Below are 13,724 nucleotides of genomic sequence, written 5' to 3' on the forward strand. Positions count from 1 at the left end.
TTCCTCCCGCATGATCGGCGCTCTCCCGTGATATCGACACCCGTTCTCGTTGCCGCCGGCGGCGCGATTGCTCTTGGCGCTGTGGGCGGGCTGATGACGCCGATCGGGCCCTGGTACGCGAACCTCCGTAAACCCCGCCTGCAGCCGCCGAACTGGCTGTTCGGCCCGGCGTGGACGGTGATCCTGGGGCTGGCGGCGTGGTCTGCGGCGGCGGCGTGGGAGGCGGCGGTGGATGATGCGGCGCGGATGAGCGTGGTCATCCTGTTTGCCACCAATGCGCTGTTTCACCTCCTGTGGAGCCCGCTGTTCTTCAAGCTGCGGCGGCCGGACTGGGCGCTGATCGAGGTGGTGTTCCTGTGGTCCTCGCTGGTGGCGCTGGTCGTGGGCCTGTGGCCGATCTCGCCCTTCGCGGCGAAGCTGATCCTGCCTTATCTGGCGTGGGTGAGCTTTGCGGCTTGGCTCAATTGGGCGATTGTGCGGCTCAACGCGCCGTTTCGCTGATTACCCCTCCGACCCGCCTGCGGCGAGCCACCTCCCCATTTGTGCTTCGCAAAAATGGAGAGGAATTCAGCCCTCGGGATACGTGATTGCGATCACTTCCCATTCCTTTTCGCCGCCGGGGAGCTTGACCTTGCGCAAGTCTCCCACCTTGGCGCCGCGCAGGGCGCGGGCGATGGGGGCGCTCCAGCCGATGCGGCGGGCGGTGGCGTCCTGCTCGTCGTCGCCGACGAGGGTGAGGGTCAGCCGCGCGTCGTCTTCGTCGGCGATCTCGACGGTGGCGCCGAAGAGGACGCGGGTCTTGTCCGGCTGGCTGGCGGGATCGATGACGCGGGCCGCCTTCATCCGTTTGGCGAGGAAGTTGAGCTCGCGGTCGATCTCGCGCATGCGCTTGCGGCCGTAGAGGTAGTCGCCGTTTTCCGAGCGATCGCCGTTGCCCGCGGCCCAGCTGACAACCTCGACGATGGCAGGCCGCTCGGTGCCGAGCAGGTGGTCATAGCGGGCGCGCAGCGCGGCCATGCCGGCGGGGGTGATCGGGTTGCCATCTACTTGCATTGTTCGCCGTGTAGCGGGGGATGGCCGTGCTTGGAAGGTTGCCCCGGTGCCTGGGTGCGCCTAGGGCGGGGCATCATATTGCCGACGAGGAATTTATGGCCAAGACCATCGCGCTGACACTGACCGAAGACGAACTCGAAATCCTGGTGGACGCGCTGGAAGCGGACCTCGAAGGCTATGCCGAGGCGATCGAGGAAGCCAAGGCCGACAACAATAAGGAAGACGTCGAGACCTTCAAGCTGGCGGCGCTCAACATCCAGAAGCTGCTCGCGCGGCTGCAGGATATGCTGCCGGAGTAAGGCGCTGACAGGCCCACCCCCGGCCCCTCCCGCATGCGGGAGGGGAGTTAGCCGGGCGTGGGTTTGCCGAGGAAATGGCTGAGCGGATTGGCGCCGGTGTAGCTGGCCTTGTCCGGGTACATGGCTTCGTAGACCACTGCGTTTTCCATCACGCGCTGGACATAGTTGCGCGTTTCGGAAAGCGGGATGCGCTCGATCCAGTCGATCCAGCCGATGCCACCTGCACGCGGATCGCCATTGGCGCGCAGCCACTTGTTCACATTGCCCGCGCCCGCGTTGTAGGCGGCGACGGCCAGCGGGTAGCTGCCATTGTAGTAGGTCAGCAGGCGCTGGAAATAGGCGCCGCCGACTTGCAGGTTGAACCCCGCATCGTCGATCAGCGCGGAGCTGGAGTAGGAGAGGCCGAGCTTGCCCGCCTGCTCGTTGGCGGTGGCCGGCATCAGCTGCATCAGGCCCCGCGCGCCGGCATGGCTGACGGCGTTCTGCGCGAACTGGCTTTCCTGCCGGGCGATGGCGTGGATCATCGTCCAGGCGTGTTCATAGCCCTGCGGCACCGGGATCACCGGGAAGGCGACGTGCTGGAAATCGAGATATCCGCGCGCGGCGGCGGCCTGCCCGACGATCACGCCGAGATCGCGCCGGCCGAGGTCGCGCGCGAGCTGCGCGACAAGGATGTGCTGGCCCTTGGTCTGCTGCTGGTCGCTGATGGCACGGAAGAAGCGGACTGTGGTGCGCCATTCGGCGTCGCGCGCGGCTTCGCGCACGGCCTGGGTGAGGAGCGAGGCGTTGAAACTGGCGCGTTCCTGCGGCGTCGGCTGGACATCGGCATCGGCCACGAAGCGCGGGACCGGGCGGCCCAGTCGCTCGAGCGCGAGGAGGCCGTAGAACTGGTCGGCATAGGCGGCTGCCATTTCGAAATAGCGCTGCGCATCGTTCGCCTGTCCGCCCTGCGCAGCGGCGAGGCCCGCCCAGTAGAAGCCCTTGGAACGCGTGCCGGGCGTGCGCGCCGCCGAACCATAGCGCCAGAACAGCGGCGCGGCGTCGGCTCCGTTGTTCAGCTGGCGCAGCGCCTGCTGACCGCCCAGCCACATCAGCGAGGTATAGTCGTCGCGCAGATCGTAGGGCATCTGGCTGACGTCCTCGCCCCCTGCGAAGGCATCATCGATCCCGGCGGCAATGCGCCAGGCCGAGCGGGCATCGCCTGCCGCAGCCGCGCCGCGCGCGTTGGCGAGGAGTTCCTCAACCCACTTGTCCCGGCTCAGTGGAGGACGGGCGAGCAGCGGGCGATTGGCGATCAGCGCCTGCGCGGCGGCGCCGTTGCCCTTGCGGCGCAGCTGGCGCGCGCGGGAATAGATGAAGCCGGGGTCGGAGTTGAGCACATCCGTGCCGATGCCTTCGGCGGCGGTATAGGGATCGAGCCCGATGAGCGTCGCCTGCCGCGCGGCGAAGAGTCCGCGCCGGGCGGCACTGACCCGCGCGGTCTGGCGTGCTGCAGGAGAGGGGTTCCCCGCCCAGAGCAGCGCGTCCATCCGCGCATCCTCGTCATCCGGCGTGAAAGTGCCGCCCCAGCCGGCGAGGATGGCCGCTTCGGCCGCCTCGCTCATCGCGCCGCCGCGCCAGGCCGCGCGGGCCATGGCATCGGCTTCGGGACGGCCGAGCGCCTTCAGGGCAAGGGCATATTGCGCGCGCGCCGGATTGGTCAGCGGTGGCACGCGGTCGAAGAAGGTGACAACGGCGCTGGCATCGGCGCTCTGGCGATCGAGCGCGGCTTCGGCGGCGCGGCGCAGCTTCTCCTCCTCGGGAAAGCCGCGATAGCTGAGGATGAAGCCCGAATAGTCGCTGAAGGCATAGCGATCGGACGCGGTGAGCATCTGCCAGCGGCTGATCGCCTGCGCCATCGGGCCCTGGCCTTGCGCGATAAGCTTGGCGCGCGCGGCGTCCCACGCGGTGGCACCGGTATCCACATCGCTGGCATGGCAGGCTGCCGAAGCGGCCAGCGCGGGGAGCAATGCACCGCTCAGCAGCAGCTTTCGCAAGCTCACACTCATCTCCATGCTGGACATTCCGGCTTTCGTCTTCCTATCAGGCGCGTGTTACGGCCGTGAAATGACGCGCCGCTCAGACGCCTATTGGCGCAGATCGAAGGGTAAAGTCCATGTTTTCCGGCTCCATTCCGGCTTTGGTGACACCTTTTCGCGGCGGTGTGTTCGACGAGAAAGCGTTTCGCCGGCTGGTTGACTGGCAGATCGAGAACGGCTCTTCGGCGCTGGTTCCCTGCGGCACGACGGGCGAAGCGAGCACGCTTTCCAATGCCGAGCACCACCGCGTGATCGAGGTCTGCGTGGAGCAGGCGGCGGGGCGCGTGCCGGTCATCGCGGGCTGCGGAAGCAACGACACGATGAACGCGCACCTGCACATGACCTTCTCGCGCAAGAGCGGCGCCAAGGCCGCGCTCTGCGTCGCGCCCTATTACAACCGGCCGAGCCAGGCGGGGCTCATCGCACATTTCGGATATCTCGCCGAGAACAACGACCTGCCGATCATTCTCTACAATGTGCCCGGCCGCACGGTGACTGATATCCTGCCCGAGACGGTGTGCGAACTCGCGCGCCGCTATCCGGACAAGATCGTCGGCATCAAGGACGCAAGCGGCGACCTCAGTCGCGTCACCGACCACCGCATGGGCATCGGCAAGAACTTCTGCCAGCTTTCGGGCGATGACGAGCTCGCGCTGCCGGCCAACGCGGCAGGCGCGGTCGGGTGCATTTCGGTGACCGCCAACGTCGCGCCGCGCCTCTGCGCCGATTTTCAGGCGGCCTGCGCGGCGGGGGACTTCGAAAAGGCGCGCGAGATCAACGATCTGCTCTACCCGCTGCACTACGCGATGTTCGAGGATGCCTCACCCGGCCCGGTCAAGTACGCGCTCAGCCGGGTGCATGACTACCTGACGGACGAACTGCGCCTGCCGCTGGTGCCCTGCAGCGACAAGGCGCGCGCCGAAGTGGACGCGGCCTTGAAGCATGCGGGGCTGATCTGAGCGCAGCAGTTAGCGAGCGGGTTCCAGCTTGGTGTTGAGGACCCAGCCAACGTTGTCGTTGTCGTCCGCCACTTCCCACCACAAGCCGTTCTTGTTGCCGGTGGGATAGACGGTCGAGCCCGGCGCAAGGGTGCGGATGACCGCGCCGCTGGCGGCCGCGGTCTTGCGCATCGTGCTGGGGGCAATCGTCACATAGCTCTTGGTCGGCGATGCTTCGGCGGTGCCTTCAGCGCCTTGCTGGATACCGCCAAGATCGTTCACCAGCTTCGAATAGGCATCGATGAAGGCTAGCGTGACGATCCGGCCGATGTCGGTGTTGTCATACCCGCCGCCGACCGCGCCGACGCCAATCCCTGCGAAAAAGCCGCCACCGCCGCCGAAGCCGATGTCGTTCTTGGCCGCATAGCCCTCGACCGTGGCAATCGTTTCGGTGGTGCGCACATTGGTGACCGAAAGCACTGTGTTGGCCTCAAGCTTGCGACTGCGGATGCCGCCGATGAGGCCGCCGAAGGCACCGCCGATGATCCCGCCGACCGCCGCCGCGCCCCCGCTGCCCTGTGCATTGCTGTTGGCGGCCTGCACTTCGGCGACGAGCACATAGTCGGCCGCCTTGATCTGGTTCTGCCCGACGTTCGAGCGCCGCTGGAGGCCCAGCGTGTTGCCGATCTCGCGCTCGGTCTTGGCGGCATCGAGCCCGCTGCCGCGATCGACAAGGTTGAAGCAGCCGGAGCGCTGCACGATGACCTTGAGCAGCTTTTGCGGCGGGGCCAGATTGAACTGGGTCCAGCCGCTGGGATCATCACCATCGATGATCGAGATCGTACCGAGCTTGCGTGTGCAGTGCGGCACATCGTTCACAGCCTGCCGCTGCAGCTTTTCGGCATTCGATGCCTTGGCCTGACGGGGCTCGGCCAAGGCAGGTGTGGCCACCAGAGAAAGGGCAGCCGCCGACGCAATAAGGTTCTTCATCAAGTCCCCCCGGGATGAGATACGAATCGTGCGCCCTTGATTTGAGAATGTGCCTGCCCGCGCCATATGACAACGGCGGGACTTCATCTTTTTGCGCCGTGCGGTCAATCGCGCTCCGGATCGACCGACCGGTCATCAGGCGCTGGCGCGCCGTCTTGTCGCGTCGCCGTTCACATATGCCGATAGATCGCCCGTTCGTGGCTGAACGCCTTGAAACCGAAGTAGCCGTGATAGCTGCCGGTGCCACTGGCGTTGACGCCGCCGAAGGGCAGGTGGTTTTCAAGGTAGTGCGAGAACACGCCGTTGATCGTCATGCCGCCCGATGAGGTGCGGCTGATCACCTTCTCGATATTGGCCTCGTCGTCCGAGTAGACGTAGAGCGCGAGCGGCTTGTCGCGCGCGGCGATGTAGTCGATCGCCTGATCCAGGCTCTCGTAGTTCATGACCGGCAGCACGGGGGCGAAGATTTCTTCCTGCAGGATCTTCATCTGCGGGGTGACGCCGGTCAGCAGCGTGGGGTGGATGGTAAGGTCGCTCTCGTCCAGCGTGCCGCCGACGGCGACGGTCGCGCCTTGCGCCACGGCATCGTCGAACAGCGCTTTCACGCGGTTGAAGTTTGCCTGATTGACGATCTGGGCGATGCTTTCCTTCTTGATCGCGCCGGTCTCGTCATAGAGGTTCTTGGCGACGTTGGTCTTGAAGCCTTCGACGAGCTGCGCCTGCTGTTCTGCGCGCACGAAGACATAGTCCGGGCTGATGCAGGCCTGCCCGCCGTTGAACTGCTTGGCCCCGGCAAGCTGCGCCGCGACCTTGTCGATATCTGCGCCCGAATCGAGGATGACCGGTGACTTGCCGCCGAGTTCGAGCGTGACGCTGGCGAGGTGCTTCGCGGCGGCGGCCATGATGATCTTGCCGACGCGGGTGCTGCCGGTGAAGAACACGTGGTTGAACGGCAGTTCGAGCAGCGCGGTGGCGACGCTGACATCGCCTTCGACCAGCGCGACTTCGTTTTCATCGAAGGCCTGCGTGATGATGCTGGCGGCGACCTTTGCAGTGGCAGGGCAGAGGTCGGTGAGCTTCACCACGGCGGTGTTGCCCGCCGCGACGGCAGCCGCGAGCGGCCCGAGCGCGAGGCCGAGCGGGAAGTTCCACGGCCCGAGGATCAGGCAGACCCCGCGCGCTTCATAGCGGATCTGCGCGCGGTCGTTCGGGTTCAAGGAGGGGGCGACTTCGGTCGGCGCCATCCATGCATCGAGATTGTCGATATTGCGCTGGATATTGGCGGTGACGTTCATCACCTCGGTCACGCGAATCTCGCCCTCGGGCTTGCGCGTGTCTTCGAGCACGGCGGCGACGATGGCATCGGCATGGGCCTCGACTGCGGCCTTCAGCCCCGCCAGCTTGGCCTTGCGCACTTCGGCGCTGGAGGCCTTCACGTTCCACTGGTTCGCCTGCTGGAGTTCGAAGATGCGGAGGAGATCGGCAGTGGTCGGGTTGGTCATGGTTTTGCCTGCGCTTGCTTGGGGCCGGAGCGGCCGGGTCTGGATTCCCGGATGCTTTAGCCCAGCCGCGTGGTCAATGTAAGGTGACCTAACGGATCATGCTGTGCAACTTTGTGGGGGATGGGGTGTGCCTGGGCGGGACTGTCCGATTCTAGCTGGTCACTACCATATCGTATTGTTGTGGTTCTATTCCCACTCTGTTGGTCGGAAGGCCAATTCGTTGCTGTCGCTCAAACGAACGATGTTCATGCGCCCGCTGATTTCGGTTGCGGCACAAGAGCAACCAAGAGGACGATCGCCACGATCAGAAGCGCAGAAGCGATCGGACGGCTCAGCTCAAGACCGCCACTTCCAACCGGCTTGTCGAGAAAGTCTCCCACGGTCGCACCAAGCGGGCGTGTGAGAATGAAGGAGGCCCAGAACAATGCCACTCTGCTGAACGCCGTTCGCCAATAGAGCAGGGCCAAAGCGGCCAGCGCGGAACCAAACACCGTTGCGGCTCCAAGATACCCCAGCGGGCCATCAGCCAGCCAATCACCTAGCGCGGTGCCCAATGTTTGGGAGAGGGTGATCGTCACCCAATAGAACGCTTCCGCGCGCGGAGCGTGAATGTCCGCAACATTGATTGAGCCCATCGCGCGATACCAAAGCCAGAGGCTGGCCAATACCATGCTGAAAAGCAGTGCACTGCCACCCGGGTAGCCGATGCCTATCGACCGGGTCGCGAAGTCGGCCATCGTGGTTCCCGCAGTAGTGGAAGCGATGATTGTGCTCCAGTAGAGCCAGGGATGAAAGTTGCGCGCCCGTATCTGTGCTGCGACCAGCACCAAGAGCAGACTTGCGAAAATCGCGGTTCCGACGAGGTACCCATTGATGCCGCTCTGGCCCGCAGTTGCAGTCGTTTCCCCCAGCCAACTCATACTCACGGTATCACCGGCAGTTTCGCCGAACGTTGTGGCAAGAATCTTGATGATCCAGAAGCCTAGTGTGATCGCGGGAACCTTGCTCAAGGCAGTAGTCTCTGACGTGTTCATAGCTTATCTCGCATCGCCGACGACCAGTGCTTTGAAGCCTCGGGCGGTGAACGAGGGGTGAATTGTCGCTCACCCACCAGTCTCTACCATCCGACTGGCTCCCCCGCGATTTCCACAAGCGGTCCTTCGTTCCCGGCAAATCCGCCCAAGTCCCTACCCCATCGACCACCCATGGCTCGCCACCAGCGACTGCCCGGTAAGCGCATTGCTCGGGAACGCGGCAAAGAACAGCGCGAGTTCGGCGATGTCATCCACGGTGGTGAACTCGCCGTCGACCGTCTGGCCGAGCATGACTTTCTTGACGACTTCGTCCTCGCTGATGCCCAGTTCCTTGGCCTGTTCGGGGATCTGCTTGTCCACCAGCGGGGTGCGGACGAAGCCGGGGCAGATCACGTTGGTGCGCACGCCGTGGGGGCCGCCTTCCTTGGCGATCGTGCGGCAGAGGCCAAGGAGGCCGTGCTTGGCGGTGACATAGGCGCTCTTGAGCGGGCTCGCTTCCTTCGAATGGACCGAGCCCATGAACAGGATCGCGCCGGAGCCCTGCTTGTACATATGCGGAATCACCGCCTTGCTGGTGAGGAACGCGCCGTCGAGGTGGATGGCGAGCATCTTCTTCCAATCGGCAAAGGCGAAGGATTCGATGGGGTTGACGATCTGGATGCCTGCATTGGAGACGAGCACATCGACCGTGCCCCAGGCCGCGACCACGGCGGCGACGCCGGCGTTCACCTGATCCTCGTCGGTCACGTTCATGGCGACGGCCATCGCCGCGCCGGGGTAATCCGCATTGATCCCGGCGGCGGCGGCCTCGGCGGCTTCCAGCATGAGATCGGCAATGGCGACCTTGGCGCCCGCCGCTGCATAGCGCTTGGCAATGGCAAGGCCGATGCCGCTGGCGGCGCCGGTGACAATGGCGATCTTGTTGGTGAGGTCCATGGGGAGGCTCCTTTGCGGTTCAGGCGAGATCGAGTGTGACGATGCCGCAATCGTGGATCTTGCGGTTCTTCCAGCGCGGGCTGGCGAGCGAGCGTTCGACGTCCGCGCGGCCTGAGGTCCAGTGGCCCTCAACCGTCCCGCGCGAGAATTCGTAGTCCTTGCTGTGCGATTCGAAATTTTCGCTGCGGTTGATCAGGTGGAGGATCGTCACCGGCCAATCGCAGGCGTGGCTCGTCAGTTCCATGAGGTCCGGATCGGCGCGCAATTCTTCGGGCAGGCGCGCGGCGAGGCGGGCGGCGGCGGCGGTCATCGCCTCCAGTCGCACCTGCAGATCGGTGCCGAGCCGGGTGCGGCTTGAGAAGCGGATATCCTTCTCGCGCTGTATGGCCTCGCTGAGCGAACGCGGCATCATCCCGCGCGCGCTGAACAGATCGACCTGAAAGACCAGCAGCGGCGAAGTGCCGTCGCGCGTATCGAGCACATATTGCAGCGGAGTGTTGGAGACGATGCCGCCATCCCAATAGGGCTCGCCATCGATCATCACGGCGGGGAAGCCGGGGGGCAGGGCGCCGCTGGCCATCACGTGCTCAGGCCCGATCAGGCGCTCGCGGTTGTCGAAATAGGTGAAGTTGCCCGAGAGCACGTTCACCGCGCCGACGCTGAAGCGCATCGGGCCGTTGTTGAGCAGGTCGAAATCGACAAGCTCCAGCAACGTCTCGCGCAAGGGGGCAGTGTCATAGAGGCTGGTGGCTTCGGCCGATCCGGGGAGGGCGAGCCACGGCGGCATGAGGCGCGGGGAAAAGAAGCCGGGGATGCCGCTCATCGCGATCACGCCGGCGGCGGCTTCGTTGAACAGCCGGCGGCCCCAGCCATCGTCAAATGGCGAGAAGAACGGAACGCGCGAGGACGTGCGCTCCCAGAAAGTGCGCAGGGCTTCGAGGCGGCGCTCCGGCGGATTGCCGGCGATCAGCGCGGCGTTGATCGCACCGATCGAAATGCCCGCAACCCATGAGGGTTCGTGCCCGGCGGCGGCCAGCGCCTCGAACACGCCGGCCTGATAGGCGCCGAGCGCGCCGCCGCCCTGGAGCACAAGCACGTGCGCTTCGGCGTGATGGGGAGAAGGGGTATTCGTGCCGGCCATGCCGCTTGATCCTTGTCGCGCCGATGTTGCGCCCTGATTGCGTCTTGCCCGCCCCCGCTGCCTTTTGTGCGCTGCAGCGCGGGCTTGGCAAGTCCTGATTGCTCCGGTGTTCGCGCCGGAACGGCAAAAGGTTATGGCAATGCGACGGCGGCCTCCCTTTTCTTTCAGGCAGCAGCGGCCTACATGGCGATGACCATGGTCCGTCCTACTCCGCCCGCCTTCGACAAGAAGAAGATCGTTGCCGAAAACCGCCGCGCGCGCTTCGAGTACTTCATCGAGGATGTCTACGAGGCGGGCATCGCGCTGACGGGCACCGAAGTGAAGTCGCTGCGCTTCGGCGAGGGCTCGATCGCGGAGAGCTATGCCGAGGTGAAGGACGGCGAGGTCTGGCTGGTCAATTCCAACGTGCCCGAATTCAGCCACGGCAACCGCTACAACCACGAGCCCAAGCGGCCGCGCAAGCTCTTGCTGAAAGAGCGCGAGATTGCCCGGTTCACCGGCGCGGTGGAGCGCAAGGGCATGACGCTGGTGCCGCTTTCGGTCTATTTCAACGGGCGCGGGCGCGCCAAGGTCGAGCTTGCCCTCGCCAAGGGCAAGAACAACGCCGACAAGCGCGCCACGATCAAGGACCGCGACTGGCAGCGTGACAAGGCGCGCATCATGCGCGAACATGGCTGATGGCGCGTTCGGAGCGGGATGATCGCAGCGAAATGAAGGGCGGACTTTCCGGCTGGGCGCGGCGAATGATCCCGACGCGCGAAACGCTGGTGAAAAGCCGCTTCGTCCGCCCGCTGGCGGCCCGCCCCGAACTGTGGCGCTACAATCGCCGCTCGGTGCCGCGCGGCATTGCGGTGGGGCTGTTCGTCGGCATCTTTGCGATGATCCCGGGCGTCCAGATCGTCGGCGCGGCGCTGATGTGCGTGCCGTTTCGCGGCAACGTGCCGCTCGCCGCAGCAGCAACGCTCCTTTCGAACCCGGCGACGACACCGATGATCCTGCTTTGCGCCCTTTGGGTCGGGAGCTTCTTCGGTTTCGATGCCGATCTTGCCACTTTTCAGGCACTGATCGACCGGGGGGCGGGTTTTGGCGAGTGGGCGAACTGGCTGGTCTCCGCCGCCGCGCCCGCGCTGGTGCTGGGGCTGCTGGCCATCGCGGTGGTTTCGGCAGTGGTCGGTTATGGTGCCGCAATCGTGATCTGGCGCTGGTGGACCGGGCGGCGGCGGCGCCTGCGGCTCACCCGGAGTCCTGCGAGGACCCCGCGGGCATGAGCGTGAATGCGTTGACCGCCGACACAGACGGCCCACGGGAATCGCGCTGGCGCGAGCGGCTCACGGTCGCCTTTGCCGTGCTGGCAAGCGCGCTGCTGCTGTGGCTGGCTTCGGGACAGGCGGTTACCGCGCTGGCATATGCGCTGGGCGTGGGCTGCCTTGCCATCGCGCTCAGCTTTGCCACGCGCCCGCGCGAGGTGGCGGAAGCAAACGAATTTGCGCCGCCCGACTGGTCAGTCACCCATGCCGCGATCGAACGCGGTGAGGAAGCGACCGCCATCATCGACCGCGCGGGCCGCCTGACTTGCGCCAATGCGCGCTTTGCCGAATGCTTCGGCATCGGCGCAGCGCCGCCGCGGATTTCGGGGCTGGAAAGCGCAGCCAACGAGGCGCTTGAAAGTGCCGCGCGCGCCGCCTGGCGCGATGGCAAGGCTGCTATCGAGCCGATCATCGCCGGTGGGCGCGAATGGCGGCTGGAAATCGAGCGGGCCGGACGCGGGCAGGACTTCCTGATCTGGCGCTTTGCCCCGTTGGTACGCCGTGATCCGCTGCAGGATGTGATGGGCCACGTGCGCGGTAAAGTCGGCAAGGCGCTGGGGCGCGAAGGCATTCAGATTGCCGTCGTCGCGCCGGACGGGCTCATCCACGCGGCCAATTCCCTGTTCGCGCTGCGTGCCACCGGCGAGGCTGAGGCAGACATCGCGGGCAGCGACTTTGTCGGCTACTTCAGCGCCGACGAACAGGAGCGCATCTTCTATGCGCGCGAGGGCAATCGCGGGTCATCTGTGCGCATGCTCCATGTGCCGATTGCCGATCCCGAGGCCGTGGCGACAAGTTCTGTGGCGGCTGATCCGGCGCAGACGGCCTCACTGTTTCTTCTGATCGACAATCAGGGCGGGGTGGGTGACACCCGCACCGGCATTCCGCAGATCGAGGCCCTGCTCGCGCGCCTGCCGCTGGGCCTGGCGATGACCGACCGCGACGGGCGGTTCCTGTTTGCCAACAAGGCCTTCCTGCGCGCCGCCGGGCACGACGAGAGCGGCCCGCCGCCCTATCCGTCAGACCTCGTGATCCGCGAGGACAAGGGCGCACTCGCCGATGCGGTGCGCCGGTTTGCGCAAGGCAGCGGTGGCGCAGGCGATGTGGCGGTGCGGCTGCGCACCGCGCCCGAGGATCCGGTTTCGCTCAGCCTTGCCGGGGTGCGCGGGCTGGGCGAGGGCGCGGTGATCCTCAGCCTCAAGGATTCGTCCGAGGAAACCCGCCTCAAGCGCGAGATCGCGCAGGCGACCAAGATGCAGGCGGTCGGCCAGCTGGCAGGCGGCGTCGCGCACGATTTCAACAACGTGCTGACCGCGATCATCGGCTACTGCGATCTCATGCTGATGCGCCACACGCCGGGCGATAGCGACTACGACGACATCCAGCAGATCCGCGCCAATTCGAACCGCGCGGCGAGCCTCACGCGCCAGCTGCTCGCCTTCTCGCGCCAGCAGACCTTGCGGCCCGAAGTGTTGCAGCTGCCCGATGTGGTGGCGGAAATCTCCACCCTGCTGAAGCGCCTGCTGGGCGAGAAGATCCTGCTCGAAGTGACGCATGACCGCGGCCTCGGGCTGGTGCGGGCGGACCCGGTGCAGCTCGAGCAGGTGCTCCTCAACCTCGCGGTCAATGCGCGCGATGCCATGACCGGCAATGGCGCGCCGGGCGGCATTCCGGCGACCAAGGGCGGTGGCGTGCTCCGGCTCAAGACCAAGCGGGTCACCGCCGCCGACGTGCGTTCGATGAAGAGCGAGATTCTTCCCATCGGCGATTATACCGCGCTGATCGTGGAGGATACCGGGCACGGCATTCCCCCGGCGCAGATCGGCAAGATATTCGAACCGTTCTTCACCACCAAGGAGAAGGGCAAGGGCACCGGGCTCGGGCTTTCCACGGTCTACGGCATCGTCAAGCAATCGGGCGGGTTCATCTTTGCCGAAAGCGAAGTGGGCAAGGGCACGCGCTTCTCGATCTACTTCCCGGTCCACGTCCCCGATGCAGCCGATGCCGAGGAAGCGGCAGCTGCGGCGACCGCCGCCAAGCTGCCGCCCAAGCGCAAGCAATGGTCCGGTGGCGGACGCGTGCTGCTGGTGGAGGACGAGGACACTGTGCGCGCGGTCGCCGAACGCGCGCTGGTGCGGCAAGGCTATGAGGTGACCACCGCGAGCGACGGCGAAGACGGGCTGGAGGCATTGGGCCGCGCTATCTCGGCTGCCGAGGAGTTCGACCTCGTCGTCTCCGACGTGGTCATGCCGAGCATGGACGGCCCTGCCATGGCCCGCGAGATTCGCGCGCTGCGGCCAGAGCTGCCGGTGCTGTTCATGTCGGGCTATGCCGAGGAGCAGCTGCGGCGCGAGATCGACATTCCCAACATGTACTTCCTCGCCAAGCCCTTCAGTGTGGCGCAGATCTGCACGGCGGTGGAAGACGTTCTGAAAGCGCGCTGAGA

13 protein-coding genes are annotated in these 13,724 nt (G+C 65.7%); 6 read left to right on the top strand and 7 right to left on the bottom strand.

Annotated elements, in window-relative coordinates; all coding sequences use genetic code 11:
• Nucleotides 1–27 precede the first annotated feature (27 nt).
• Nucleotides 28–501: a TspO/MBR family protein gene (locus K5Q19_RS09125; RefSeq protein WP_292943804.1), complete on the top strand. Its 474-nt coding sequence runs from the start codon at nt 28–30 to the stop codon at nt 499–501.
• Nucleotides 502–567: 66 nt separating this feature from the next.
• On the opposite strand, the gene K5Q19_RS09130 is transcribed toward K5Q19_RS09125, so the two are convergent.
• Nucleotides 568–1,053: a GreA/GreB family elongation factor gene (locus K5Q19_RS09130; RefSeq protein ID WP_292943807.1), complete on the bottom strand. Its 486-nt coding sequence runs from the start codon at nt 1,051–1,053 to the stop codon at nt 568–570.
• 95 nt (nt 1,054–1,148) lie between these two features.
• Here K5Q19_RS09130 and K5Q19_RS09135 point away from each other — a divergent pair, with 95 nt between their 5' ends.
• Complete coding sequence (locus K5Q19_RS09135) at nt 1,149–1,352, top strand: hypothetical protein (RefSeq protein WP_147158283.1); 204 nt, start codon at nt 1,149–1,151, stop codon at nt 1,350–1,352.
• A 47-nt stretch (nt 1,353–1,399) separates the two neighbouring features.
• Here K5Q19_RS09135 and K5Q19_RS09140 read toward each other — a convergent pair whose 3' ends face one another.
• On the bottom strand, nt 1,400–3,400 hold the full coding sequence (locus tag K5Q19_RS09140) for a lytic transglycosylase domain-containing protein (RefSeq protein WP_292943913.1): 2,001 nt from the start codon (nt 3,398–3,400) through the stop codon (nt 1,400–1,402).
• A 107-nt stretch (nt 3,401–3,507) separates the two neighbouring features.
• Between K5Q19_RS09140 and dapA the strand changes: the two genes are divergently transcribed.
• Nucleotides 3,508–4,389, top strand: a complete 882-nt coding sequence (gene dapA / locus K5Q19_RS09145; protein ID WP_292943813.1) for a 4-hydroxy-tetrahydrodipicolinate synthase — start codon at nt 3,508–3,510, stop codon at nt 4,387–4,389.
• 9 nt (nt 4,390–4,398) lie between these two features.
• Here dapA and K5Q19_RS09150 read toward each other — a convergent pair whose 3' ends face one another.
• From K5Q19_RS09150 to K5Q19_RS09170, 5 genes are all read right to left on the bottom strand, one after another.
• A complete protein-coding gene (locus K5Q19_RS09150) occupies nt 4,399–5,358 on the bottom strand; it encodes a CsgG/HfaB family protein (RefSeq protein WP_365759013.1) in 960 nt (319 codons plus the stop codon).
• Nucleotides 5,359–5,528: 170 nt separating this feature from the next.
• Nucleotides 5,529–6,860, bottom strand: a complete 1,332-nt coding sequence (locus K5Q19_RS09155; protein WP_292943819.1) for an aldehyde dehydrogenase family protein — start codon at nt 6,858–6,860, stop codon at nt 5,529–5,531.
• Between the two features lie 245 nt (nt 6,861–7,105).
• Complete coding sequence (locus K5Q19_RS09160; protein WP_292943822.1) at nt 7,106–7,894, bottom strand: hypothetical protein; 789 nt, start codon at nt 7,892–7,894, stop codon at nt 7,106–7,108.
• 153 nt (nt 7,895–8,047) lie between these two features.
• On the bottom strand, nt 8,048–8,830 hold the full coding sequence (locus tag K5Q19_RS09165; RefSeq protein WP_292943825.1) for a 3-hydroxybutyrate dehydrogenase: 783 nt from the start codon (nt 8,828–8,830) through the stop codon (nt 8,048–8,050).
• 19 nt (nt 8,831–8,849) lie between these two features.
• Nucleotides 8,850–9,971 (bottom strand): patatin-like phospholipase family protein, encoded by a 1,122-nt coding sequence (locus K5Q19_RS09170; RefSeq protein ID WP_292943828.1) that lies wholly within the window; start codon nt 9,969–9,971, stop codon nt 8,850–8,852.
• A gap of 195 nt (nt 9,972–10,166) precedes the next feature.
• Between K5Q19_RS09170 and smpB the strand changes: the two genes are divergently transcribed.
• The 3 genes from smpB to K5Q19_RS09185 are packed head-to-tail and all read left to right on the top strand — an operon-like array spanning nt 10,167 to nt 13,722.
• Nucleotides 10,167–10,649 carry an SsrA-binding protein SmpB gene (smpB, locus tag K5Q19_RS09175; protein WP_067909775.1) on the top strand — a complete coding sequence of 161 codons (483 nt, stop codon included), beginning with the start codon at nt 10,167–10,169 and terminating at the stop codon, nt 10,647–10,649.
• A complete protein-coding gene (locus tag K5Q19_RS09180) occupies nt 10,649–11,239 on the top strand; it encodes a DUF2062 domain-containing protein (protein ID WP_292943831.1) in 591 nt (196 codons plus the stop codon). The genes smpB and K5Q19_RS09180 overlap by 1 nt, the downstream gene beginning before the upstream one ends.
• The gene (locus K5Q19_RS09185; RefSeq protein WP_292943834.1) at nt 11,236–13,722 is read left to right on the top strand and encodes an ATP-binding protein; all 2,487 of its coding nucleotides are present in this window, start codon (nt 11,236–11,238) and stop codon (nt 13,720–13,722) included. Before K5Q19_RS09180 ends, K5Q19_RS09185 begins: the two co-directional genes overlap by 4 nt.
• Nucleotides 13,723–13,724 lie beyond the last annotated feature (2 nt).

Source organism: Novosphingobium sp. (genome assembly GCF_019748365.1).
Taxonomy (GTDB): Bacteria; Pseudomonadota; Alphaproteobacteria; order Sphingomonadales; family Sphingomonadaceae; genus Novosphingobium.

What these genes read in the sequence shown, in the direction of transcription:
- dapA (WP_292943813.1), top strand. Translation starts at nt 3,508, where the DNA reads ATGTTTTCCGGCTCCATTCCGGCTTTGGTGACACCTTTTCGCGGCGGT.
- K5Q19_RS09150 (WP_365759013.1), bottom strand. Translation starts at nt 5,358, where the DNA reads ATGAAGAACCTTATTGCGTCGGCGGCTGCCCTTTCTCTGGTGGCCACA.
- K5Q19_RS09155 (WP_292943819.1), bottom strand. Translation starts at nt 6,860, where the DNA reads ATGACCAACCCGACCACTGCCGATCTCCTCCGCATCTTCGAACTCCAG.
- K5Q19_RS09160 (WP_292943822.1), bottom strand. Translation starts at nt 7,894, where the DNA reads ATGAACACGTCAGAGACTACTGCCTTGAGCAAGGTTCCCGCGATCACA.
- K5Q19_RS09130 (WP_292943807.1), bottom strand. Translation starts at nt 1,053, where the DNA reads ATGCAAGTAGATGGCAACCCGATCACCCCCGCCGGCATGGCCGCGCTG.
- K5Q19_RS09135 (WP_147158283.1), top strand. Translation starts at nt 1,149, where the DNA reads ATGGCCAAGACCATCGCGCTGACACTGACCGAAGACGAACTCGAAATC.
- K5Q19_RS09180 (WP_292943831.1), top strand. Translation starts at nt 10,649, where the DNA reads ATGGCGCGTTCGGAGCGGGATGATCGCAGCGAAATGAAGGGCGGACTT.
- K5Q19_RS09165 (WP_292943825.1), bottom strand. Translation starts at nt 8,830, where the DNA reads ATGGACCTCACCAACAAGATCGCCATTGTCACCGGCGCCGCCAGCGGC.
- smpB (WP_067909775.1), top strand. Translation starts at nt 10,167, where the DNA reads ATGGTCCGTCCTACTCCGCCCGCCTTCGACAAGAAGAAGATCGTTGCC.
- K5Q19_RS09170 (WP_292943828.1), bottom strand. Translation starts at nt 9,971, where the DNA reads ATGGCCGGCACGAATACCCCTTCTCCCCATCACGCCGAAGCGCACGTG.
- K5Q19_RS09185 (WP_292943834.1), top strand. Translation starts at nt 11,236, where the DNA reads ATGAGCGTGAATGCGTTGACCGCCGACACAGACGGCCCACGGGAATCG.
- K5Q19_RS09140 (WP_292943913.1), bottom strand. Translation starts at nt 3,400, where the DNA reads ATGAGTGTGAGCTTGCGAAAGCTGCTGCTGAGCGGTGCATTGCTCCCC.